Source organism: Bacillus sp. FSL K6-0923 (genome assembly GCF_038630825.1).
In the GTDB taxonomy this organism is placed as follows: domain Bacteria; phylum Bacillota; class Bacilli; order Bacillales; family Bacillaceae; genus Bacillus; species Bacillus pumilus.
The window spans coordinates 3,325,807-3,350,117 of the sequence record NZ_CP152044.1 but is presented as its reverse complement, the minus strand read 5'-3'; the positions used below and the strand labels follow the sequence as shown (position 1 = coordinate 3,350,117).

25 protein-coding genes are annotated in these 24,311 nt (G+C 40.1%); 23 read left to right on the top strand and 2 right to left on the bottom strand.

Annotated features, from left to right (window positions below; genetic code table 11):
• Window positions 1-6: 6 nt before the first annotated feature.
• The 9 genes from MHI16_RS17210 to pyrG all read left to right on the top strand — a co-directional run bounded on the left by MHI16_RS17210 (window position 7) and on the right by pyrG (window position 9,023).
• Window positions 7-1,149: an acyl-CoA dehydrogenase gene (locus MHI16_RS17210; protein ID WP_268466887.1), complete on the top strand. Its 1,143-nt coding sequence runs from the start codon at window positions 7-9 to the stop codon at window positions 1,147-1,149.
• Between the two features lie 1,558 nt (window positions 1,150-2,707).
• Window positions 2,708-2,998 carry an uberolysin/carnocyclin family circular bacteriocin gene (locus MHI16_RS17205; RefSeq protein ID WP_003214902.1) on the top strand — a complete coding sequence of 97 codons (291 nt, stop codon included), beginning with the start codon at window positions 2,708-2,710 and terminating at the stop codon, window positions 2,996-2,998.
• 159 nt (window positions 2,999-3,157) lie between these two features.
• A complete protein-coding gene (locus MHI16_RS17200) occupies window positions 3,158-3,334 on the top strand; it encodes a hypothetical protein (RefSeq protein ID WP_268466885.1) in 177 nt (58 codons plus the stop codon).
• Window positions 3,335-3,900: 566 nt separating this feature from the next.
• Window positions 3,901-4,476, top strand: coding sequence for a hypothetical protein (locus tag MHI16_RS17195; protein WP_235567004.1), 576 nt, complete (start codon window positions 3,901-3,903; stop codon window positions 4,474-4,476).
• 13 nt (window positions 4,477-4,489) lie between these two features.
• Window positions 4,490-5,020, top strand: a complete 531-nt coding sequence (locus MHI16_RS17190) for a stage II sporulation protein M (protein WP_144461644.1) — start codon at window positions 4,490-4,492, stop codon at window positions 5,018-5,020.
• A gap of 30 nt (window positions 5,021-5,050) precedes the next feature.
• On the top strand, window positions 5,051-5,665 hold the full coding sequence (locus MHI16_RS17185) for an ATP-binding cassette domain-containing protein (protein WP_058013461.1): 615 nt from the start codon (window positions 5,051-5,053) through the stop codon (window positions 5,663-5,665).
• Complete coding sequence (locus tag MHI16_RS17180; protein ID WP_058013462.1) at window positions 5,644-6,147, top strand: hypothetical protein; 504 nt, start codon at window positions 5,644-5,646, stop codon at window positions 6,145-6,147. Before MHI16_RS17185 ends, MHI16_RS17180 begins: the two co-directional genes overlap by 22 nt.
• A 490-nt stretch (window positions 6,148-6,637) precedes the next feature.
• A complete protein-coding gene (rpoE, locus tag MHI16_RS17175; RefSeq protein ID WP_144461647.1) occupies window positions 6,638-7,177 on the top strand; it encodes a DNA-directed RNA polymerase subunit delta in 540 nt (179 codons plus the stop codon).
• Window positions 7,178-7,415: 238 nt separating this feature from the next.
• Window positions 7,416-9,023, top strand: coding sequence for a CTP synthase (glutamine hydrolyzing) (gene pyrG / locus MHI16_RS17170; RefSeq protein ID WP_268466884.1), 1,608 nt, complete (start codon window positions 7,416-7,418; stop codon window positions 9,021-9,023).
• A gap of 41 nt (window positions 9,024-9,064) precedes the next feature.
• Here the strand turns inward: pyrG and MHI16_RS17165 are convergent, their stop codons facing one another.
• Complete coding sequence (locus MHI16_RS17165) at window positions 9,065-9,595, bottom strand: DUF2529 domain-containing protein (RefSeq protein ID WP_268466883.1); 531 nt, start codon at window positions 9,593-9,595, stop codon at window positions 9,065-9,067.
• A gap of 180 nt (window positions 9,596-9,775) precedes the next feature.
• Here MHI16_RS17165 and MHI16_RS17160 point away from each other — a divergent pair, with 180 nt between their 5' ends.
• The 10 genes from MHI16_RS17160 to MHI16_RS17115 all read left to right on the top strand — a co-directional run bounded on the left by MHI16_RS17160 (window position 9,776) and on the right by MHI16_RS17115 (window position 20,170).
• Window positions 9,776-10,150, top strand: a complete 375-nt coding sequence (locus MHI16_RS17160) for a response regulator (protein WP_003214681.1) — start codon at window positions 9,776-9,778, stop codon at window positions 10,148-10,150.
• A 178-nt stretch (window positions 10,151-10,328) separates the two neighbouring features.
• Window positions 10,329-11,186: a class II fructose-bisphosphate aldolase gene (locus MHI16_RS17155; protein ID WP_061409865.1), complete on the top strand. Its 858-nt coding sequence runs from the start codon at window positions 10,329-10,331 to the stop codon at window positions 11,184-11,186.
• A gap of 111 nt (window positions 11,187-11,297) precedes the next feature.
• A complete protein-coding gene (fsa, locus tag MHI16_RS17150) occupies window positions 11,298-11,936 on the top strand; it encodes a fructose-6-phosphate aldolase (RefSeq protein ID WP_003215343.1) in 639 nt (212 codons plus the stop codon).
• Window positions 11,937-12,183: 247 nt separating this feature from the next.
• Window positions 12,184-13,473 carry a UDP-N-acetylglucosamine 1-carboxyvinyltransferase gene (locus tag MHI16_RS17145; protein WP_061409863.1) on the top strand — a complete coding sequence of 430 codons (1,290 nt, stop codon included), beginning with the start codon at window positions 12,184-12,186 and terminating at the stop codon, window positions 13,471-13,473.
• A gap of 32 nt (window positions 13,474-13,505) precedes the next feature.
• Window positions 13,506-14,471, top strand: a complete 966-nt coding sequence (gene glpX / locus MHI16_RS17140; protein WP_058013466.1) for a class II fructose-bisphosphatase — start codon at window positions 13,506-13,508, stop codon at window positions 14,469-14,471.
• A gap of 365 nt (window positions 14,472-14,836) precedes the next feature.
• Window positions 14,837-16,120: a transcription termination factor Rho gene (gene rho, locus MHI16_RS17135; protein WP_003215202.1), complete on the top strand. Its 1,284-nt coding sequence runs from the start codon at window positions 14,837-14,839 to the stop codon at window positions 16,118-16,120.
• Between the two features lie 130 nt (window positions 16,121-16,250).
• Window positions 16,251-16,451, top strand: coding sequence for a 50S ribosomal protein L31 (rpmE, locus tag MHI16_RS17130; protein ID WP_003215407.1), 201 nt, complete (start codon window positions 16,251-16,253; stop codon window positions 16,449-16,451).
• An 87-nt stretch (window positions 16,452-16,538) separates the two neighbouring features.
• Entirely contained in the window at window positions 16,539-17,141 is a 603-nt protein-coding gene (locus MHI16_RS17125; protein ID WP_058013467.1) for a thymidine kinase, read from the top strand.
• A 279-nt stretch (window positions 17,142-17,420) separates the two neighbouring features.
• Complete coding sequence (gene malS / locus MHI16_RS17120; protein WP_058013468.1) at window positions 17,421-19,121, top strand: oxaloacetate-decarboxylating malate dehydrogenase; 1,701 nt, start codon at window positions 17,421-17,423, stop codon at window positions 19,119-19,121.
• A gap of 92 nt (window positions 19,122-19,213) precedes the next feature.
• A complete protein-coding gene (locus MHI16_RS17115; protein ID WP_058013469.1) occupies window positions 19,214-20,170 on the top strand; it encodes an AEC family transporter in 957 nt (318 codons plus the stop codon).
• Between the two features lie 34 nt (window positions 20,171-20,204).
• Here MHI16_RS17115 and racA read toward each other — a convergent pair whose 3' ends face one another.
• A complete protein-coding gene (racA, locus tag MHI16_RS17110; protein ID WP_061409860.1) occupies window positions 20,205-20,753 on the bottom strand; it encodes a chromosome-anchoring protein RacA in 549 nt (182 codons plus the stop codon).
• A gap of 210 nt (window positions 20,754-20,963) precedes the next feature.
• Between racA and prfA the strand changes: the two genes are divergently transcribed.
• The 4 genes from prfA to spoIIR all read left to right on the top strand — a co-directional run bounded on the left by prfA (window position 20,964) and on the right by spoIIR (window position 24,302).
• Complete coding sequence (gene prfA, locus MHI16_RS17105) at window positions 20,964-22,031, top strand: peptide chain release factor 1 (protein ID WP_012011562.1); 1,068 nt, start codon at window positions 20,964-20,966, stop codon at window positions 22,029-22,031.
• On the top strand, window positions 22,021-22,905 hold the full coding sequence (gene prmC, locus MHI16_RS17100; protein ID WP_058013471.1) for a peptide chain release factor N(5)-glutamine methyltransferase: 885 nt from the start codon (window positions 22,021-22,023) through the stop codon (window positions 22,903-22,905). Before prfA ends, prmC begins: the two co-directional genes overlap by 11 nt.
• 142 nt (window positions 22,906-23,047) lie before the next feature.
• Complete coding sequence (locus MHI16_RS17095; protein WP_058013472.1) at window positions 23,048-23,527, top strand: hypothetical protein; 480 nt, start codon at window positions 23,048-23,050, stop codon at window positions 23,525-23,527.
• Window positions 23,528-23,645: 118 nt separating this feature from the next.
• On the top strand, window positions 23,646-24,302 hold the full coding sequence (spoIIR, locus tag MHI16_RS17090) for a stage II sporulation protein R (protein WP_058013473.1): 657 nt from the start codon (window positions 23,646-23,648) through the stop codon (window positions 24,300-24,302).
• Window positions 24,303-24,311: the final 9 nt, after the last annotated feature.

Below are 24,311 nucleotides of genomic sequence, written 5' to 3'. Positions count from 1 at the left end.
CTCATGATGCAGTTTCAATTAAGTGATGAACATGAAATGATTCAAAAAATGGTGAGAGATTTTGCGAAAAATGAAGTAGAGCCAACAGCAGCAGAGCGGGACGAGACAGAAACGTATGATCCAGCTATTTTTCGCCAAATGGCGGAGCTCGGTTTAACGGGCATTCCTTGGCCGGAAGAGGTAGGCGGAATCGGTAGTGATTATTTAGCCTACGTCATCGCAGTGGAGGAGCTTTCAAGAGTGTGCGCCTCTACAGGCGTCACCCTCTCCGCCCACACCTCTCTCGCCTCGTGGCCCATCTATACCTTCGGAACAGATGAACAAAAGGAAACCTATTTAAAGCCACTTGCAGAAGGACAGAAGGTAGGGGCATATGCACTCACTGAGAGCGGTTCGGGTTCAGATGCCGGCGGAATGAAGACAACGGCAGTAAAGGCTGGCAGTGAATACGTCCTGAACGGTGCGAAAATCTTTATTACAAATGGAGGTATTGCGGATTATTATATTGTGTTTGCTGTGACAGACCAAGAAGCTGCATCTCGAAATACGACCGCCTTTATTGTAGAAAAAGAGACACCGGGATTCTTTGTTGGCAAAAAGGAAAGCAAACTGGGCATTCGCTCATCGCCAACGACTGAAATTCGATTTGAAGATTGCCGGATACATGAAAGGAACCGGCTCGGACAAGAAGGAGAAGGTTTTAAAATAGCGATGATGACCCTCGATGGCGGCAGAAACGGTATTGCTGCACAGGCTGTTGGGATTGCACAAGGCGCTCTTGATGCGGCAGTCGATTATGCGAAGGAGCGCAAGCAATTCGGCAAACCAATCATTCAGCAGCAAGGAATTGCTTTTAAGCTCGCAGATATGGCAACCGCAATTGAAGCATCCAGGCTGCTCACTTATCAGGCAGCATGGCTCGAAACGAAAGGGCTCCCGTATGGAAAGGAATCAGCTATGTCCAAGCTCTTTGCTGGAGATACAGCCATGAAAGTAACAACAGAAGCCGTCCAAATCTTCGGCGGCTACGGGTATACAAAGGATTACCCAGTCGAACGATACATGCGTGATGCGAAAATCACCCAAATTTATGAAGGCACACAGGAAATCCAGCGCCTAGTCATCTCGCGCAAACTGATAGATATGTAGAAACAAAGCAAAGACCACCTGATGTGAGGTGGTCTGTTTTGGTTTGGTTCTTGAAGCATTAATCATTAGCATCATCCAAAGTTTTTTTTATTTTAGGATTGTAAAAGGATAGTGTCGGCAACAGGAAACCGTTTTAACGTATGAGCGATTTGTAACTGGTGAAGTAGTGAGTATTGGTACATGTGAATTGGCAATATACCTACTAAAGAATTAGACCTCAAGAATGATATAGCGATAACCCACATACAAGGTAATAGTCAGGTTTTCCTGAATTTAAGATGATTTCCAGTATCGATCCATATTATATTAGCATTATGTTAAAATTAAGAAAATAAAAATATGGGAGGTTATTATGACCACAACTACTACTATCTTAGCGATTGTAACTTTGGTGATATGGATCATGGTTTCCGCAGAACTTTCGAAGTCTTCAAAGAAAGATCACAACGAAAAAGAAAATAGCCGTAGAAAATTAATTGTTTTAATGCTTGCAGGCATCATATTGACGTTAGCAGTAGTCATCTCATTACTTCAGAATCTCTAGCTTTAAAATAAACTGTAAAAGTGTATCGTTATGAGAGCATATTTCAATGCTTGAGAACTATATAACAAGTTCATCTCATTCACCAATGTGTTTAAACTTTGCAGAAATGTCAGGGCTCATCTTCATTTCTAACGTGATGGTTATGATTCTGCCTACATAAATATCTGGATCTAAAGAAAATAAAGAAATGACTATACAGACGATTCATGCAAAAAGCAGCCATTATTTTTCATCATACGTTCAAAGATTTGAATAATGGGTATCTATTTTGATATCAAATCGAAGTCGAGACAACTCAAATCTGAGTGTCTCGATTTTTTTGGATTTGAGGAAATTGATTCAATTTAACTAGGTAATTTAATCCATTCCCCCCTTTTTTGACTCCGATTTGCAGGGACTTATGTTGTGTTTTAGAGAATAGTATGTTTATCACATTTTCTAAATGTTACAATTTTTCAAAAGCTATGATAGGAACTGAAATGTATAAAGATACCTGAAATATTTCCAAAAATGAATCGCTTCCTAATACAGGATACGGTTCTTCTCTCCTTAGGGTCAATGTGTATAACTGTACTTCCCATTCCATCCATCATTTCTCTTGAATTCAAAATAAAATCCATTCTTTTTTCACATCCATAACATGATCATTCAGAGAATTTTTGATCTAGGGCTCTGTTTTTAACGAGATGATATCCGATTGTTGATGAATACCTCAGTAATAATTGAAGTACTACAAGCAGGAAACGAGCATCTCTTAAAAAATTCATCATAAAAGCTTGCCTGCTTTTTTGATAGTGTTTATCAGAAATTCTGACTAGATTTTAATGAATCAGAGCATTTTATGCTATTACATAAGTTCCCTGTAAAAATGGAAAATGAACGTAAATCCTGATAAAAACTGATTACAAATACCGTTAATTAAATAAATATTACAAATTTTCCAAAAAAATATTGAAATGTCATTTACTTCTTGCTAGACTAAAGAAGTAGTAAATAATCGAAGGAGGTCATATTATGACGAAAGCAACAGATTCTAAGTTTTATGCTTTATTATCGCTGTCACTTCTTGCGGTAACATTAGTAGCTTTAGTGATTGGTAATGGTTCTTTGATTGCAGCAAATCTGGGTGTTAGTACTGCAACTGCGGCAACAGTAGTGAATTTCTTAGATACTTGGTCCTCAGTAGCGACTGTCATTACAATTGTTGGTGTTTTCACTGGCGTAGGCACAATTAGTTCAGGTGTAGCTGCTGCTATCTTGGCTATTCTTAAAAAAGAAGGAAAAGCGAAAGCTGCTGCTTTTTAATCTAAAAAAAAATCATCTCAATCTTTATTGAGATGATTTTTTTTCAAAAAGTGTATTGATATCAGATGAAACAACTTTCTATAGACAGTGTCTTAAAAACTAATTTAACGTTTTATGCCCATGCGGCTTGTAATAAAACATTAATTAGGAGGAAATTTTATGTTAAAAGCAAAAAATATTGGATTATTCTCACTATTGTTATTTGCTATTACAATGGCATCTTTAATCGTTGGAAATGGTTCTTTGGCAGTAGCCAATCTATGTGTTAGTACTGGAGTTGCTGCTATTTTGTTTGTAATTAAAAAACAAGGAAAAGCCAAAGCAGCTGCTTTTTAAAATGACTTATGCATAAAACTAATAAACTATTTAAAATATATGATCAAAGTATAATGGGGTACCTCAATTATATTGGGATGATTCTTTTTTCTTTCATTGTAATGGTAGCGTTGATTTTCTATCGGGGTGAGATTCCCGGCACGTACCTAAACAGCTTTGTTTTTATTTCAATATACATTGTAGCTACAGCCAATATTAATCGTTGTGTATTACCGTATAGAAGACAGCAGCCAGGCGTGGTCTTTGTCTCCAAACAATTGTTGTTGAAACATTTATTCTTTACGATTAAAAAAGGATATTCAGTTCAATTACTTTTGGCTTGTTTCATTGCTTTAACCTTTTTGTTAGTAGAAAATCAATATGTCATTATGATACTAGCATTTATTGTCGTGATGCTTTCTTTTGCATCTCAATTATTGTCAGGTCTATTCAATATCATCAACAGAATACTCCTTTTGTTGCAATTTTGGTATATCATAACGTCTGTTTTTGAAGCAGTGATGATACTGCAAATAGTACAGTTTCTTCTTATTTACATTTACATAAGTAATTCTCATAGGATACCTTTGACAACTGGACTTTCCTTCCTAAAAAGTGCGAATAAGCAATATAGGTCTGGAAATATTCTGTATTTATTTTTATCTTATATCACTAGTAATAAAATATTAATCATTTTAATAGGCGCCTTAGTATCAGTACTTACTTATTTCGCCCAATCCTTTTTAACGAAAATAGAAAATCTGCCTGCGCTCATTTTAGTCTATATCAACTTTATTACGATCTTAGAAATCTTAATAGGGTCGAAGAAGGAAGAGATTGTGCTTGATAGGGCAAGAATCGAGACGTTGCAAGCCTCTTTGATTGTGAGTCCATACGAGAGGTTTAAATCCAGTACGATTTATTTACTATGTCTCGTACTGATTTTTGTCAGTGTGTGTGGAATAGTCGGAGTAATGATAAACACGTCCGATATCTCAATTATTCTTAAAAATACGTTATCGCTGCCTTTAATCATCTTTATTGGGGTCGTATATTTCAGAAAAACAGAACTATTAATCAACGATTATGAACATAAGTTACTGAAGCTGTCCTTGCCAATTTTATTACTCATATGCATTACAATTTTCACGATTACTTCATGAAAAGAGGAGGAAAATGATACATAAAAGATTGAAATATTTTCTGTGGTATTACGCTATCTACTGTATATTGCTGATAGGTACAGGGATTTATCTAGGGAATATCGTCAACAAAGATTTATTTGAAGCAGCACCACCAACATCGGGCCAGGAATTTATGTCTGTAGTCCTAACACATAACTTAACGAACTTTGCAATGTATTTACTAGGGTTCTTGTTGTCGCCTTTATTTCAAATAATGGATTTTGGAGGTTCGTCCTTCGTCATTACGATGGGTTTTAGAACGCTAGGAGCACAAGAAGCTTTAGGTAAACTAATTCCTCATGGGCTATTAGAATTTCCAAATATGTTGTTTTATCAAGGAATAAGCCAGTATGTGCTTTTTACACTAATTTATACGAAATCAATTAAAGCCGCTTTAGGTGTCATGAAAAAAATGATTCCTTATTATCTACTATCGTTAGTCATCCTAATAATCGCTGCTTTTATTGAAGGGTATGATTCTTTATTATTTTCTATCATGATCAATCATAGATGGTTTTATTGAAGACTCTATAAGACAGAGAAGGGGATTCAAGTGGGATTAGAATTTGTAGAATGTACGAAGAAGTTCAAAAACAATACCATACTAGATAAAGTGAATTTTTCAATTCCAACAGGTCTCTTTCATTTAGTGGGGAGAAATGGTGCAGGTAAAAGCACTCTCCTTAAAATGATAGCTGGTTTAGATAAGAGATACTCTGGAGATATTGAGGCAAACAAAGAATCGACTCTTTATTTAAATGTGGATCCTATTGGTATTCACCCATTTACAATTAGAGAAAATCTAGAGATTCTGTGGAATACGTTTAAAATTGTGCCGACTGAAGAACAAATGGGGAAAGTGAATGAATTTTTCGATGGTAACCTAGATGGTTCGTATAGCAGAGCATCTACGGGTATGAAAGCGAAGGTAGGATTATCTTTATTATTCGTAAAGGATTGGGAAACCATACTAATTGATGAAACCATGTCATCTCTAGATTCAGAGAGTATAGAGATGCTATCTGAGAGGCTAGTGAATCTCTCTATTAAAAAAATTTCAACCATCATATATGTATCCCATAGCATGGTGAATAAACGCTTAAACGATCATTCAAGCATTGTGAGTATAGGGGATGGGAGGCTATTATGGAACAACGTCCAAGAATAACATCATTGATATCATTGGTCATTTTTATTATGGCCAATTATTATTTCGTTACTTTTGCTATTGAGTTGAATGGCTACATTTCGCAACTAGATGATTTAAGAGCTTTGTTAGAGGATATGTCCTATGAAACGATGCTGAATCTAATTGTTGTCATTACAACAATTCTAACCACCATCAGCCTATTAGTTCAGTATCTTATCGCAAAATTCCTATTAATCATCTTTGCTCCAGAGGTTAAGGGTCATTTGTTTTATGCTCTAATTCCTAAGATTGTCATTATGTTTATTAATGTCATATGTATGGGGATCTTGCAAATACAAAGCTTGTGGCTGTATCTTTTCACGGCACTCATAGGAGCAGTGTTGATCTTGTTCTTTTTTCAATACAAAAAAGCGAACTGGAAAGCATCGATTCTCTTTGCGGCACCATTTATTATAGATGCTTTCATTTCCTTAGGAAAAGAAATAGTCGCTGTACTGTAATGAATAATAATAGAGCATGAACTCTTGCGAAAAGAAGTAACGGTATTCACATAAAAGTGAATTCAAGGTTACTTGAGAAAAAAGGTGTTATACAATTTATTTCATTATAAGTACACGTAAACCGAACCCGTTGACGTGTACCTTTTTATACGCTTTATAAAAAATGGACAATCACTTCGTTCGAATGATAGCCAAAATTTATTCATTCACCATTGCTGCCTCTGATTGTTCCCATTTTTCCGTTTGGAATAAATAAAACGGTTTACAAAATGCATGCCGGACACAAAAGCTAGACCTATTTCACCTAAATGATGAACCATTAGTTGCTCCCCTTGAGAAAAAATCAAAAATTAACATGATTAAAGGTGGCATAAACTCCCCTAATTTGTTTATAATGAGAGGTATGGTTTGTCGTAAAAATAAGGGATAAACACTTATTATTTCACTGATAAATGGATACATACATGTAATAGAAAGGGAGTGTCTGACCTTGAGTTTGAAAGAATACTCACAGGAGCAGCTCAAGCACATGTCTTTAGTTGAACTTGCTTATGAAATTTTCAGAGACAGCAAAACACCAATTACGTTTTCCGAGTTAATAGATGAAATGGTCCGTTTACAAGGAATACAAAAATCTGATCTTGATGATCGCCTTGCTCAATTTTATACAGACTTAAATATAGATGGCCGCTTTATTTCGTTAGGTGATCAGAGATGGGGACTTCGCAGCTGGTATCCAGTTGATCAAATCGAAGAAGAAGTTCAGCCAGCTGTGAAAACAAAAGCGAAAAAGAAAAAAACAAAAGCAGCTGTCGTTGAAGAAGACTTCGATGAAATTGAAGAGGAAGAGGAAATCGAAGAGCTTGAAGAAGAACTTGATCTTGTTGAAGACGACGATGATCTCGACCTAGACGATGATGAGGAAATCGAGGAAGATATAGAAGACTTCGACGAAGATGATGACGAAGATGATGACGGCTTAACAGAAATTGCCGAAGACGATTTAGACGATAATGAGGAAGAGAAATAACCCTCACAAACCGGTCCTCAAAACAGGACAAAACCGTCTTGACTTTCGAGAGCGAACTATGTAGTATGTATTTTGGGCTCTCTAAAAAGAGTACGTAAAGATACGTTCATTTACGCTCCCTTTCATTTATTTGAAAGGGAGCTTTCTTATTTTTCAAGAGATTTAGGGATACACTCTAAAAAGGATGAAGCTGTGCATGGCTAGACATGCAAGGGTAAAAAAGAGAGGAGCATACGAAATGACAAAGTATATTTTTGTAACAGGAGGAGTTGTTTCCTCACTTGGAAAAGGGATCACGGCTGCCTCGTTAGGCCGCCTTCTGAAAAATAGAGGGATGGATGTCACCATTCAAAAATTCGATCCATATATCAACGTAGACCCAGGGACGATGAGTCCATATCAGCACGGTGAGGTTTTCGTCACAGATGACGGTGCTGAAACAGACCTTGATTTAGGTCACTATGAGCGCTTCATTGATATTAACTTAAATAAGTACAGCAACGTTACAACAGGTAAAATCTACTCTACTGTTCTGAAGAAAGAGCGCCGCGGCGACTATTTAGGCGGAACTGTACAGGTTATTCCCCATATTACAAATGAAATTAAAGACCGCGTGTACCGTGCCGGAAAAGAAACAGGTGCAGATGTGGTCATCACAGAAATCGGCGGAACAGTAGGAGACATCGAATCCCTTCCATTCCTAGAAGCGATTCGTCAAATGAAGAGTGACATTGGCCGTGAAAACGTCATGTACATTCATTGTACCCTTGTTCCTTACATCCGAGCAGCAGGTGAACTGAAAACAAAACCAACACAGCATAGTGTAAAAGAACTTCGCAGCCTTGGTATTCAGCCAAACGTTATTGTGGTCAGAACTGAAATGCCAATGACCCAGGACATGAAGGACAAAATTGCGTTATTCTGTGATATTGATACAAAAGCTGTTATCGAATGTCAGGATGCAGACACGCTGTACTCTATTCCGCTTGATTTACAAAAACAAGGACTGGACAAGCTTGTATGTGAACATATGAAACTTGATTGCCAAGATGCAGACATGACAGAGTGGACAGCGCTAGTCGATAAAGTGCAAAACCTCTCAAAACAAGTCACAATTGGTCTAGTAGGAAAATATGTTGAATTGCAAGATGCATACATTTCTGTCGTTGAATCACTTCGCCATGCTGGTTATGCATTTGATGCAGACGTTCAAATCAAATGGATCAATGCAGAAGAAGTGACAGCAGAAAATATGGCTGATTTCGCGCAAGATGTCGATGGCATCATCGTTCCTGGAGGCTTCGGAGACCGCGGAGTGGAAGGGAAAATCATTGCTACACAATATGCCCGTGAAAACAAAGTGCCATTCTTCGGAATTTGCTTAGGAATGCAAGTTGCGTCAATCGAATATGCACGAAGCGTCCTAGGCCTTGAAGGAGCTCATTCAGCGGAAATTGATCCTGAAACAGCATTCCCAATTATTGACCTTCTTCCAGAACAGAAGGATGTAGATGATCTTGGCGGAACACTTCGTCTTGGTCTTTATCCATGTAAATTAAATGAAGACTCCAAAGCATTTGCTGCATACAACGATGAAGTGGTCTACGAACGCCACCGCCATCGCTATGAGTTTAATAATGAATTCAGACAGCAAATGGAAGCTGCAGGATTTGTCTTCTCTGGTACAAGCCCAGACGGACGTCTTGTTGAAATTATCGAGCTGAAGGATCATCCTTGGTTCCTTGCTTCTCAATTCCACCCAGAATTCGTCTCAAGACCGACAAGACCTCAGCCATTATTTAGAGATTTCGTTGGTGCTTCACTGCAAGCATCTGAATCAAAATAAAACAAAAAACTGCCGAGAATATCATCTTCTCGGCAGTTTTTTTATTCATATTCCTCAACGATTTCTTTCACCGTAAACGATAGAGCGTGGTAGACGTATAAGCATGTCATTAAAGCAGGATAACCGAACCTTGTTCCGTCATCAGCAGGCACAAGCGGTTTTTTGAGCTGAAAATCAATATGGACATCACAATGCTCTTCAATCATAGACGGCTCCTTTTGTGCCGGCCCGACACCTACAACGGGCGTCCCTTGCGCGTGCAGCTCTTTTACAAGAGATTGAATCTCCTCGTCTTCTGGGTCTGAATAAAATAGCAGCACTCTATCGCTTGGATGAAGCAAGCTGCGCTCCGTTTGATCAAGCGGCAGTACTTTCGAACCTGGAAATGGCTCCTTGCTTTCAGTTGCCTCTAAGGCTACAGCAGCCAGTTCATTCTTTCCGTGAAAATAAACACCATGTCCACTGACAACGGCTTGTGCAAGAAGGCGTGCACCATCTTCGATTGCTTCAGCCTGCTTTTCTCCAATACGTGAAAAAATACCTGATAACTGGGTCGTGAAAATTTTTAACAAGACGGATTTCCTCCTTCGGTCAGATCATTTTATAATAGAATATAAAGAGAATATTAGGAAAAATGCTCAGAAAATGTCGTAAAGTAAACTATTATAAATAAAGGAAATGTGAAAATCAAACAGAATTATTTAACAACAGCTCTTTTTATGGCGAAAAATGAAAGCAATGGGGTGTAACAGATGAATGAGAAAATATTAATTGTCGATGATCAATATGGTATTAGAATATTATTGAATGAAGTGTTTCATAAAGAAGGCTATCAAACCTTCCAAGCAGCCAATGGACTACAGGCGTTAGATATTGTGAAAAATCATAGACCAAACCTTGTGTTGCTTGATATGAAGATTCCCGGAATGGATGGAATTGAAATTTTAAAACGCATGAAATTAATTGATGAAGACATCCGTGTCATCATTATGACAGCCTATGGCGAATTAGACATGATTCAAGAATCCAAAGAACTCGGTGCTTTGACACACTTTGCAAAACCTTTTGATATTGATGAGATCCGAGATGCTGTCAAAGAATACTTACCGCTCGAAACAAACGGTTAGATGGAAATGATTGAATCGAGTCATTCTGTTGCCGATTTGTCGAATAATTGGTATCCTAGATAAGAAGAAGAAAGCGATCTGACTTTGAAAGTTTACATATGGCGAGAAATTCTGGTCATGCTAGGGTGGAGAGCTTTTTTTAGTAAGCAAATTAGCTACATAGGGAGGATTTTTCATCATGCCTTTAGTTTCAATGACAGAAATGTTGAAAGACGCAAAGGAAAAAGGTTACGCTGTTGGACAGTTTAACTTAAATAATTTAGAATTCACGCAAGCGATTTTACAAGCTGCTGAAGAAGAGAAATCTCCAGTTATCTTGGGAGTATCTGAAGGAGCAGGACGCTACATGGGCGGCTTCAAAACAGTTGTCGCAATGGTTAAAGCGTTAATCGAAGAATATAATGTAACAGTTCCTGTTGCGATTCATTTAGATCACGGTTCAAGCTTTGAATCTTGTGCAAAAGCAATCCATGCAGGATTTACTTCTGTCATGATCGACGCTTCTCACCATCCATTCGAAGAGAACGTAGCAACAACTGCGAAAGTAGTTGAGCTTGCACATTTCCACGGTGTATCTGTTGAAGCTGAGCTTGGAACTGTTGGCGGACAAGAAGATGACGTCATCGCTGAGGGCGTTATTTATGCTGATCCAAAAGAGTGCCAAGAGCTTGTAGAACGCACTGGTATTGACTGCCTTGCACCTGCATTAGGTTCAGTTCATGGTCCATACAAAGGTGAACCAAATCTTGGTTTCGCTGAAATGGAAGAAATTGGTAAAATGACAGGTCTTCCACTTGTTCTTCATGGCGGAACAGGTATCCCAACTGCTGACATCAAGCGCTCAATTTCACTTGGTACAGCAAAAATCAATGTAAACACTGAAAACCAAATTGCTTCTGCGAAAGCAGTACGCGAAACACTTGCTGCAAAAACAGAAGAGTATGATCCACGTAAATATCTTGGACCAGCTCGTGACGCAATTAAAGCGACTGTTATCGGCAAAATGCGTGAATTTGGTTCTTCTAACCAAGCATAATTTGATGAGAACCGAAAGCCGCCTGAGTCACAGGCGGTTTTCTCCATATCTTGAGAAAGCGCAATCAAATTTACATTTCAGACAATTTATTGATAGGAGAGTGGCACGATTATGTTATTTTTCGTAGATACAGCGAATATCGCAGACATCAAAGAGGCGCACGAGCTTGGCATTTTAGCAGGCGTCACAACAAACCCTAGTTTAGTAGCGAAAGAAAAGGACGTATCATTCCACGACCGTCTTCGCGAAATCACTGACGTGGTATCAGGTTCTGTCAGTGCAGAGGTCATTTCCCTCAAAGCTGAAGAAATGATTGAAGAAGGAAAAGAGCTTGCTGCTATTGCACCAAATATCACGGTTAAAATTCCAATGACAACAGATGGTCTTAAAGCTGTCAAAGCGTTAACAGACCTTGGAATTAAAACAAACGTTACTTTGATTTTTAGTGCAAACCAGGCATTGCTTGCAGCTAGAGCCGGTGCAACGTATGTTTCTCCATTCCTCGGCCGCTTAGATGACATTGGCCAAAATGGTCTCGATCTCATCAGCGAAGTCAAAACTATTTTTGATGTTCATGGCTTAGACACACAAATCATTGCTGCATCTATTCGCCATCCGCAGCACGTGACAGAAGCTGCGCTTAGAGGTGCTCATATCGGCACAATGCCGCTGAAAGTCATCAAGCAGCTGACGAAACACCCATTAACGGATGCGGGCATTGAGCAATTTTTAGCAGACTGGAATAAATAAGTGATTGTGGCAGGCGGGATTGTCTCCTGTTTGCCGCAGTTTTCCTTTAAAACGCTAAGAAATGTTTTGTGCAAAGAAGAGAACATCACAGCCTCGCAAAGCTTCGATTATTTTTCTTCCGACAAATTTCGTTTAACCTGTATTCTTTCTCTTGATATTGGCTAAATTTTGGACAAGACCTTTTAAAGCGCGACATCCACAAACAGTATAACTCCAACAGTGATCTTCTTTAAGAAGGGAGACAAATATGGAAAAGTTAAACATTGCCGGCGGTGACCCCTTACGCGGGACCGTACATATTAGTGGTGCGAAAAATAGTGCAGTGGCACTGATTCCTGCCACGATTCTCGCTGATTCTCCAGTAACGATTGAGGGCCTTCCGCATATTTCAGATATTGACACATTACGAGATCTGTTAGAAGAGATTGGCGGAAAGGTCACGTTTGAAAAAGGTGAAATGGTCGTCAATCCTGCTTCCATGATCAGTATGCCGCTTCCTAATGGAAAAGTGAAGAAACTGCGTGCGTCTTATTATTTAATGGGCGCTATGCTAGGAAGATTCAAGCAGGCTGTCATTGGGCTGCCAGGAGGATGCCACTTAGGACCTAGGCCGATCGATCAGCATATCAAAGGCTTTGAAGCACTCGGAGCCGAGGTGACAAACGAGCAGGGTGCCATTTATTTGCGCGCTGAAAAATTAGTCGGAGCCCGTATTTACCTTGACGTGGTCAGTGTAGGTGCGACCATCAATATCATGCTGGCAGCCGTACTGGCTGAAGGAAAAACGGTCATTGAAAATGCCGCAAAAGAACCCGAAATTATTGATGTAGCGACACTGCTTGCAAGCATGGGAGCCAAAATCAAAGGTGCGGGTACTGATGTGATTCGAATCGAAGGTGTAGAATCTCTTCATGGCTGTAAGCATTCCATCATCCCAGACCGTATAGAAGCAGGCACATTTTTAATTGCTGGTGCTGCGATGGGAGATGAAGTTGTACTTGATAATGTGATCCCAACTCATTTAGAATCAATTACGGCGAAACTTAGAGAGATGGGGTTCACCATTGAAACGAGCAACGATCAAATGCTGATCGTTGGCAGAAACGAAGGACTCAAGCCTGTCGATATCAAAACCCTTGTGTATCCGGGCTTTCCAACGGACCTTCAGCAGCCGATGACGGCGCTGTTAACAAAGGCGAAAGGCACGAGTGTGGTCACAGATACGATCTACTCTGCCCGCTTTAAGCACATTGACGAATTGCGTCGAATGGGTGCAAACATGAAGGTCGAAGGAAGATCTGCCATTATCACTGGACAAACGCGGCTTCAAGGAGCAAAGGTGAAAGCGAGTGACCTGCGTGCAGGTGCTTGTCTCGTTGTTGCAGGGCTAATGGCAGACGGTGTGACCGAAATCACAGGGCTTGAACATATAGACAGAGGATATAGTTTGCTTGAGAAGAAGCTTGAAGGCTTGGGTGCAACCATCTGGCGTGAAAAGCTGAGTGACCAAGAAATAGAAGAACTTCAAAATTCATAAGGCTTTGACTGTGAGAGGAGATTTGGACAAAAATGGAAAGAAGTTTATCGATGGAACTAGTACGGGTGACAGAAGCAGCCGCATTAAAATCTGCTCGTTGGATGGGAAGAGGACTAAAAGACGAAGCGGATGATGCTGCAACAAGTGCAATGCGTGATGTATTTGATACCATTCCGATGAAAGGAACAGTGGTCATTGGCGAGGGGGAAATGGACGAAGCACCAATGCTTTATATTGGGGAAAAGCTTGGGAATGGATACGGACCTCGCGTGGATGTAGCTGTTGATCCATTAGAAGGAACAAATATTGTGGCAAGCGGCGGCTGGAATGCCTTAGCTGTTATTGCGGTTGCAGATCATGGCAACTTGCTGAATGCACCTGATATGTACATGGATAAGATCGCAGTAGGTCCAGAAGCGGTAGGTTGCATCGACATTGAAGCGCCTGTCATTGACAATCTTCGCGCTGTAGCAAAAGCAAAAAACAAAGATATTGAAGATGTGGTTGCAACGATTTTAAACAGAGATCGACATGAGAAAATCATTGCTGAACTGAGAGCAGCAGGAGCAAGAATCAAACTGATCGATGATGGTGACGTTGCAGGAGCCATTAATACAGCATTTGATCATACAGGTGTTGATATTCTATTTGGTTCAGGCGGCGCGCCAGAAGGTGTCCTTTCTGCTGTTGCGTTAAAGGCACTTGGTGGTGAAATCCACGGAAAGCTTCTTCCTCAAAGTGAAGAAGAACTGAGACGCTGTGAGAAAATGGGGCTGGATGTTGGCAAAGTCTTAAGAATGGAAGACCTCGTGAAAGGCGACGACGCCATTTTTGCAGCGACTGGTGTAACAGACGGTGAACTATTAAAAGGTGTTCAATTCAAAGGCTCTGTTGGAACAACACATAGTGTTGTTATGCGTGCGAAATCAGGTACAGTTCGTTTCGTAGACGGCAGACACAGCTTAAAGAAAAAACCGAATCTTGTCATTCGTCCGTAATCTGAAAGCGGGTATTCATTACCCGCTTTTCATATAGGTGTCAAATGTATATCATTTTCTTTTTAAAGTTGAATATTCTCTGCAAATGAGGTAAAACTAAAGAGTGCTGCGAAATTTTCTGCGAATTTACTTCTTTTAAGCTTCAACAAGTTTAAATACTGCCGCATCATGACGATATACTCATTATCCTTCTCTATGTTGACAAAGCTCAATTTCACATTGTTCCTATCTTTACGATAAAACGAGTGGGAGCGTTACCATGAGAGCGAGGTCATTCCAACAAAAACGGAATTAAAAGCTAATCAAATACAATGGTCATGCATTTGTAATGAAAATACATTGACTAGAAAAGTGTGGTGTCCATATTGAAAGATGTTTCGATTTCATCTTTGGAAAATATGAAATTAAAAGAGCTGTATGAGTTAGCAAAAAAGTACAAAATCTCTTATTACAGCAAACTAACAAAAAAAGAATTAATTTTTGCCATCTTAAAGGCGAATGCTGAGCAAGAGGATCTCTTATTTATGGAAGGGGTTCTTGAAATAATTCAGTCTGAGGGATTTGGTTTCTTAAGACCAATTAACTACTCCCCAAGTTCTGAAGACATTTATATTTCAGCTTCACAAATCAGACGCTTTGATTTGCGAAACGGAGATAAGGTGTCTGGAAAGGTACGACCTCCAAAAGAGAATGAACGCTACTATGGCCTCCTTCATGTCGAAGCGGTAAATGGGGACGACCCAGAATCAGCTAAGGAACGTGTTCACTTTCCTGCACTCACGCCGCTATTCCCTGATCGTCAAATGATTCTTGAAACACAGCCTAATCACCTGTCTACTAGAATTATGGATATGATGGCGCCAGTTGGGTTTGGGCAGCGTGGTTTAATTGTTGCACCGCCTAAGGCTGGGAAAACCATTTTGCTCAAAGAAATTGCCAACAGCATCTCTGAAAATCACCCGGAGTCAGAGCTGATTGTCCTTTTAATTGACGAACGTCCAGAGGAAGTAACAGATATCGAACGTTCTGTTGCAGGGGATGTTGTTAGTTCAACCTTTGACGAAGTACCGGAAAACCACATTAAAGTAGCAGAGCTTGTATTAGAGCGTGCCATGCGTCTTGTTGAACATAAGAAAGATGTCATCATCTTAATGGACAGCATCACAAGGCTTGCTCGTGCATACAACCTTGTCATCCCGCCAAGCGGCCGAACGCTTTCTGGCGGTATTGATCCAGCGGCTTTCCACCGTCCAAAACGCTTCTTTGGTGCTGCGCGTAACATTGAAGAAGGCGGAAGCTTGACGATTTTGGCCACTGCGCTTGTTGATACGGGATCACGTATGGATGATGTGATTTATGAAGAATTTAAGGGAACGGGGAACATGGAGCTTCATTTGGACCGCTCTCTTGCAGAAAGAAGAATTTTCCCAGCAATCGACATTCGTCGTTCTGGTACGAGAAAAGAAGAATTGCTTGTACCAAAAGAGCATCTTGATCGTTTATGGGCGATGAGAAAATCGATGTCAGATACACCTGATTTTGCTGAGAAGTTCATGCGCAAAATGAGAAAAACAAAGACAAACCAAGAATTTTTCGATATTTTAACGCAAGAATGGAAACAAGCGAACATGTCTGCATCAAGAAGATAGCTTGTTGAAAAAATACATTTGCAATCATAGACTCACACTGTTATAATTTCATCATGTGCGTTTCAGAATTTATTCTGAGATATTAACTCTGTTTCCGAATTGGATTCAGGGCGGAAGGAGATGACAGTAGATGAAAACAGGAATTCATCCTAACTACAAAAAAGCTACAGTCAAATGCGCTTGTGGAAATGAGTTTGAAACTGGATCAGTAAAAGAAGAGGTACGCATCGAGATTTGCTCTGAGTGCCATCCTTTCTATACAGGCCGTCAAAAATTCGCTTCTGCTGATGGACGTGTTGACCGCTTTAACAAAAAATACGGTCTTAAGTAATAATAGATACAATAAACAGGCAGGAATCCGTTCTTGCCTGTTTTTTTACGTGGATTGATGGAACTTTAAAACGGGGGAGAAGACCTTATGTATGTGATGAAACAAAGCGGTTGGCTTGAAGTCATCTGCGGAAGTATGTTTTCTGGAAAGTCGGAAGAATTGATTCGGAGAGCCAAAAGGGCCACCTTTGCCAAACAAGAAGTAAAAATATTCAAACCAGCGATTGATAACCGATATCATACAAACTCAGTTGTTTCACATAACGGTTCATCGGTCGATGGGATTGCAGTAGCCTCACCAAAAGACATAATAACGCACATATCAGAAAGAACCGATGTCATTGGCATTGATGAGGTGCAATTTTTTGATGAGACAATCATTGACATTGTCACTCAATTGGCTGATAAAGGTTACCGAGTCATTGTTGCAGGCCTTGATCAAGACTTCAGAGGAGAGCCATTTGGTGTTGTTCCGCATTTAATGGCATGTGCAGAGCTTGTAACAAAACTTCAAGCAGTTTGTTCGGTATGCGGCTCCCCAGCGAGTAGAACACAACGCTTGATCGACGGTAAACCCGCCTCCTATGATGATCCCATTATTTTAGTAGGTGCGCAGGAATCATACGAAGCACGATGCAGACATCACCATGAAGTACCAAGACTTGACGTTGGTACAACACTTGACAATTAAAAAAATAGCAAATGCCGCTGTGTTTCGTTTTTCGAGATTTTGGCTGAACACCCATCATTTGTACTTAAATAAATTAAATAACGATACGAAAAAATTATCTAATTTTCAACGCTTGCGTTTTAGCATAAGCAGGCATAAAATGACTAACTGTAGTGTAAAGCATTTTTACGAAAAGTTCGATTTCTTGTCATAATTTTTTTGATTAAGGATTATTCTCCTTAATCGTTCTTTAAATTAATAGTTCACTTTATTTATATTTTAGAAAGAGGGTAGTTTTTGATGAACAACGTGAAGAAAACAAAAGAAGGGTACCTCGAAACCACTTTGACAGGTAAAGATGTATTATCGATTCCAACGTTGAACAAAGGCGTTGCTTTCTCTGAAGAAGAAAGACAAGAGCTTGGACTAGAAGGCTTACTTCCTCCAACTGTTCTCACTTTAGAACAACAAGCGGAGAGAGCGTACAAGCAGTTCCTAGCACAGCCAGATCGTCTTCGTCAAAACGTATACTTAAGTGATTTGCAAAACCGTAACGAAGTATTGTTCTATAAGCTTATATCAGACAAGCTTCGCGAAATGCTTCCTGTTGTGTACACACCAACTGTTGGTGAAGCGATTCAGGAATACAGCCATGAATACAGAAGACCTCATGGTGTCTATCTTTCAATCGACAACATTGACGGCATTGAGAAAGCATTTGAAAACTTACATGCAACAGCAGGAGATATTGATCTTATCGTAGCAACTGACTCTGAGAGCATTCTTGGAATTGGTGACTGGGGTGTCGGTGGTATCAACATCGCAATCGGTAAATTAGCTGTTTACACGGCTGCTGCAGGTATTGATCCAAGCCGCGTGATTCCAGTCGTATTAGATGTTGGAACAAACAATGAAAAATTATTGAATGATCCATTATACATCGGAAACCATCACAAACGTGTACAAGGTGAAAAATACGAGGAATTCATTGATGCTTATGTAAAAGCAGCGCTTAAATTCTTCCCTAAAGCATTGCTTCACTGGGAAGACCTTGGAAACAAAAACGCGCGTAACATCATGAAAAAATACAATGATAACATCTTAACATTCAATGATGATATCCAAGGTACTGGTGCCATTACTTTAGCGGGTGTTCTTGCAGCTGTCAAGAAAACGGGTACTCAATTGAAAGATCACCGTGTGATGATCTTCGGAGCTGGATCAGCTGGAATCGGAATCGCAGATCAAATGCGTGACACAATGGTTCTTGAAGGTCTAAGTGAAGAAGAAGCAAACAATGCTTTCTGGACATTAGACTACAGAGGCCTACTGACAGATCAATTTGAAGATGAAGTATTTGATTTCCAAAAACCATACCTTCGTTCTTCTGATGAAGTAGAAGGCTGGGCACGTGATGACAAAGGACAAATCTCATTTGCTGAAGCTGTTCGCAGGGTGAAGCCAACGATTCTGATTGGTACATCAGGTCAAGGCGGCGCATTCACTGAAGAAATCATTAAAGAAATCGCAGCTCATACAGAGCGTCCAGTGATCATGCCAATGTCTAACCCAACACCACTTGCGGAAGCAGTTCCAGAAGATCTATTCAAATGGACAGACGGCCGTGCACTTGTTGCAACAGGAAGCCCGTTCGAAAATGTTGAGTATAACGGAATTGAACATGAAATTGGACAATCAAACAATGCGTTCGTTTTCCCTGGACTTGGTCTTGGCTCAATCGTAACGGAATCAAAAATCATCACAAAAGGCATGTTCGTTGCTTCTGCAGATGCGATTGCTGAAATGGTTGATCATGATAAACCAGGTGCTGGTCTACTTCCAAGCATTGATAAGTTACAAGAAGTTTCTATCAAAGTGGCTATTGAAGTGGCTAAAGCAGCAATTAAAGATGGTGTCGCAAGAAAAACACCTGACGACATCGAACAAGCTGTGAAAGATGCAATGTGGATTCCTGAATATAAAAAAATTGTAAGAGCATAATAAAATGTGTAACGCGGCATTGTTTCGGGTAATCTAAGCAATGCCGCAATAAAATAAAGAAACATGTAAAGGATTCAAGGAGGAATAGTAAGATGGACTTTTTAAATATTTTGATCCTCCTAGCACCGATTTTTTTCGTTATCGCGCTGGGTTGGTTCGCAGGGAACTTCGGCAGCTATGACGCTAAATCTGCAAAAGGTGTAAGTACACTTGTTACAAAGTATGCTTTGCCAGCGCACTTTATCGCCAGCATTCTGTCAACACCAAAAGATAAATTCTATAGTCAAATTCCATTTTTCGTTGCATTGATTTTCGGAATCGTTGGTTTTTATATCATTATCCTTTTAGTTACGAAATTTGCTTTTAAATATGATTTAACAGATTCATCTGTTTTTTCATTAAACTCAGCACAACCGACCTTTGCATTTATGGGGATTCCGGTCTTGGGCAGTTTATTTGGGGCTCAAGAAGTTGCAATTCCGATTGCTATTACCGGAATAGTTGTAAATGCATTGCTTGATCCAATTGCTATAATTGTGTCAACTGTCGGTGAAAAAACAAAAGGAAAAGCCAAAGACGGCGAAAGTTTCCTAAAAATGACGACAAAAGCAATTTTGCACGGTTTATCAGAGCCGCTTGCACTTGCACCGCTAGCAAGTATCATTCTTGTTCTTTTAGGATTTAAACTTCCTGCAATTGGACATGAAATGCTAGAGGAAATCGGAAGTGTGACGTCAGGGGTTGCATTATTCGCAGTCGGTGTCACTGTAGGTATTCGAAAAATTAAACTGAGCTTACCAGCTTTCAGTATTGCACTATTAAAAGTAGCTGTTCAACCGTTGCTTATGTATCTTATCGCCATTCTTATGGGTCTTTCGGCGGATGAAATTACAAAAGCTGTATTACTTGTTGCCTTCCCAGGTTCAGCTGTTGCAGCGATGATCGCCACACGATTTGAGAAACAAGAGGCAGAAACTGCATCAGCATTTGTGATCAGTGCCATCATGTCACTCATTACATTACCGATCATTATTGCGCTTACCGTATAATATAGTAGAAGGCTGCCTCATGAGGCAGCCTTTCTTAACGAAATGAATGAAATAGAGGAAAGAGCGCACGCTTTTTTTTGATGTCAGTGTGCGTGATTTCCTTTTTTTCTTCTATTTGAGAGGGTTGTTTTAATCTTTCGGTAAGACGCTCAAGTTTAGTGTTGAGATCTTCAATTTCTCTGCGGTGCTGGAGCAGCTGGTATGATACACCTTCATCTGCTTTTTTAGCCAGTTTCCGTTCGAGTTCTTGCAGTCGTTTTTCTACATCAGTGCTGTGCAATTGCTGCTGAATGAGCTGATTCACTTGCTCTTCTAATGCTTCAATCCGCTTTGTGGAGGCATCAGTTTCTGCAGCAGGCGATAACTGTTGAACGGTTTCTGCGTGGATTGGCAGTCGAATGTCTTGAAGGATCACACCCTCACTCATTTGGTGTTTGACTTCTTTGAGCAGCTGTACAATATCTTCATGAAATTCATAATGTCCAAGTTCATTCCGGGCGACAGGGATGTTGAGCTGTTTGACCCAACGCTGAATCGTTTTTGAAGAAACGCCAATTTCTTTTGCAACCTCATTTGTATTCAAATCAAATGCCCTCCCTTTTTTCAATTATAAGTACCATTCTCTTCAAGGAGGAACTGTTCCTTCACGTTAGACAAAACAAGTAATCAATCGCCAAAGATCGTGTTTTCTAGCGAAAAATTGCAGAAAATCAATTGTTTTGGAAATTTTTTTGACTGTCATACCACGCTATACTATAATTAGACTGTTACGCACAAAACAGAGGTGAAGACCATGTTAGACCGTTTAAAATCAATTGAAGAACGCTATGAAAAGCTAAATGAATATTTAAGTGACCCTGAAGTGGTGAACGACCCTACGAAGCTTCGTGAATATTCGAAGGAACAATCTGATATTCAAGAAACTGTTGAGGTATATAGACAATATCGTGCGGCATACGACCAGTTAAGCGAAGCGAAAGCAATGCTGGAAGATAAGCTGGATGCCGAGATGCGCGACATGGTCAAAGAAGAAATTTCAGAGCTCACAGAGGAAACAGAACGTTTAGAAGACGAGCTGAAAATCTTGCTGATCCCGAAAGATCCGAATGACAACAAAAACGTTATTGTGGAGGTTCGTGGTGCAGCAGGAGGAGAAGAGGCCGCGCTTTTTGCTGGAAACCTTTACCGTATGTACAGCCGTTATGCTGAAATGCAGGGCTGGAAAACAGAAGTAATGGAAGCGAGTGTGACTGGAACTGGCGGTTATAAAGAGATTATCTTTATGATCAGCGGGAAAGGCGCATATTCCAAACTAAAGTTTGAAAACGGTGCACACCGCGTGCAGCGTGTTCCAGAAACGGAATCAGGCGGACGGATTCATACATCAACAGCGACAGTTGCTGTCTTGCCTGAGGCTGAAGAAGTTGAAATTGATATCCACGAAAAAGATATTCGTGTAGATACTTTCACATCGAGCGGACCTGGTGGACAAAGTGTTAACACAACCATGTCTGCTGTTCGATTAACTCACCTTCCAACAGGGGTGGTTGTTTCCTGTCAGGATGAGAAATCACAAATCAAAAACAAAGAAAAAGCCATGAAAGTATTACGTGCGAGAATTTATGATAAATTCCAGCGTGAAGCACAGGCTGAGTATGATCAAACGCGTAAATCTGCTGTTGGAACAGGGGATCGTTCAGAGCGTATCCGTACGTACAACTTCCCACAAAACCGTGTAACAGACCACCGCATCGGATTAACGATTCAAAAGCTTGATCAAATTTTAGAAGGAAAACTTGACGAGGTCATTGATGCATTAATTATGGAAGACCAAGCAAGAAAGCTTCAAAATGCAAAATAATCAGCGAACCATCTTTGAAGCCCTTAAATGGGCTTCTTCTTTGTTAACAGAAGCCGGTAGAGACCAAAACGCAGCAGAGCTCCTTTTGATGCATGTACTGGACCTAAGCAGAAGTGAACTTCTTGCACGTTTTCATGATCAGCTGCCAGAGGAGAAAGATCGGTTATTCAGCGAGTTTGTCACGCAGCACAAGAAAGGCGTGCCTGTTCAACATCTAACAGGTATTGAATTCTTTTACGGCCGTCCCTTCGAGGTGAACAAACATGTTCTCATCCCTCGCCCTGAAACGGAAGAAGTCGTTTTGGCGGCGCTGAATTTGATGAGTGACATCTTCCCGCACGATCCGCCGCTCAAAGCAGTGGACGTTGGCACCGGAAGCGGGGCAATTGCGATTACGCTCGCTCTTGAAAAAGAAACACTATCTGTCACAGCAACGGATATTTCACATGAAGCACTTGAGGTAGCAAAGCGGAATCAACAAGCGCTAGGTGCAGATGTCCATTTTTTACAAGGGGACTTACTCGAACCTATCAAGGATCAAGGCATCAAAGTGGATCTGTTTATTTCCAATCCGCCTTATATTGCGGCAGAAGAAATGGACAGTTTGTCAGAGGTGGTTACGAAGCATGAGCCAGTCAATGCACTGACAGATGGACGTGATGGCCTGTGGTTTTATAAGCGCCTCATTCGTGATCTTCACCATGTACTTCATGAGCAGGCGGTCGTTGTCTTTGAAATTGGACATACGCAAGGGCAAGATGTAAAAGCACTTCTCTTGCAGTCATTTCCCGCGGCAGATGTCCGCATCGTCAAGGATATTAACGGGAAAGACCGAGCTGTTTGCGCACACATTCAAAACGGAAAGTCCGGCTGAATAAAGTCGGACTATTTTATTATGTAAAGATGAAACTTATGGTAAAAGAGAAACGTATATATAGAAGAATGAACATTCTGATCATGATTTTTTTACATAAATTTGTTTTGAAGGAGCGAATGGTGTGAACAGAAGGTATGCGATGGTGTTGGTCATCGTCAGTGTACTATTGATTGTGAGTGCTTGTGGCAAACCGAGCTTTAAAAAAGAAGCAGCAGCATTTGGAGAAAGCTATAAAAAAGCACAATACACAGTGAATCGAACAGATGACCTAACTGATATGAAGGAGAAGCTGAAGTCTTATTTAACCGAGCATGAATATCAAGAATATACACAAGACAGCATGTTCCCGAGCGTGTTAGAAGCAGCAAAGGACCAAGATTGTCAAATTAAGCTGAAGAAAATTACATTTACGCCTTCAGATGAAAGCGATGACAGAATTGAATTTAATTATGAAATGGTGATTCAATTTATTAATCAAAAAGGAAAAGTCAAAAAAGAAATCGAGAAAAAAGGAGCAATGACTGTCATCAAAACAGATGCAGGGTTAAAAATCAGCCGAGATTGGGATGGAAGACTGTACCCTTCCGATTACCAATCCTCACTCCAAAGCCGTTCTTAATAGAACGGCTTTTTTTATTTGACTCATAATCTATTAAAAAAATCATTTTTCCTGTTTATGAGATGGGTTTTCTGGACACAATGTTTGTAGCGAAGAGAAAAAGTGGGGGGAACACATCATGTTTAAAAGTAAAATGATGATTTGTCTTTATATGTTTCTATTATTATGCGGTGCTTTTGCAAACCTTGGCAAGGAGGAGACAGCGGCTGCTTCTGCAAATCAGCCTGTTGTGATACCCGATGAAGCCATTCGATTACGCATTTTAGCAAATAGTGATCGTTCAGCAGATCAGGATGTGAAAAGAAGCATCCGTGACGAAGTCAATGCTAATATGACGGAATGGGTCAAAGACCTTACATCCATTGAAGAAGCAAGACGTGTGATTCGTTCCAAGTTACCAGAAATCAATCGTATTGCCAAAGCGAAATTGAAAGAGCAGCACATTGATCAATCCGTATCAGTCAGCTTCCAAAAAGCTTCATTTCCAACAAAGCTCTATGGAAATTTCGTTTATCCTGCTGGGAAATATGAAGCCATTTTAATTACGCTTGGAGAAGGGGATGGAGCCAATTGGTGGTGTGTGTTATTCCCGCCGCTCTGCTTTATCGATTTTTCAAATGGAGAAGCCATTGCATCGCCAGAGGGTGATGAAGATAACGAAGTGACAGCCCAGCAAACAGATGAGTCTGTGAATGAAGTGGTCAAAGAAGAGAAAGAAGAGACGGGGGAAGTGAAATTCTTTTTATTCGAATGGGTCTCTAGTCTTTTCTCCTAAAAAAGGTAT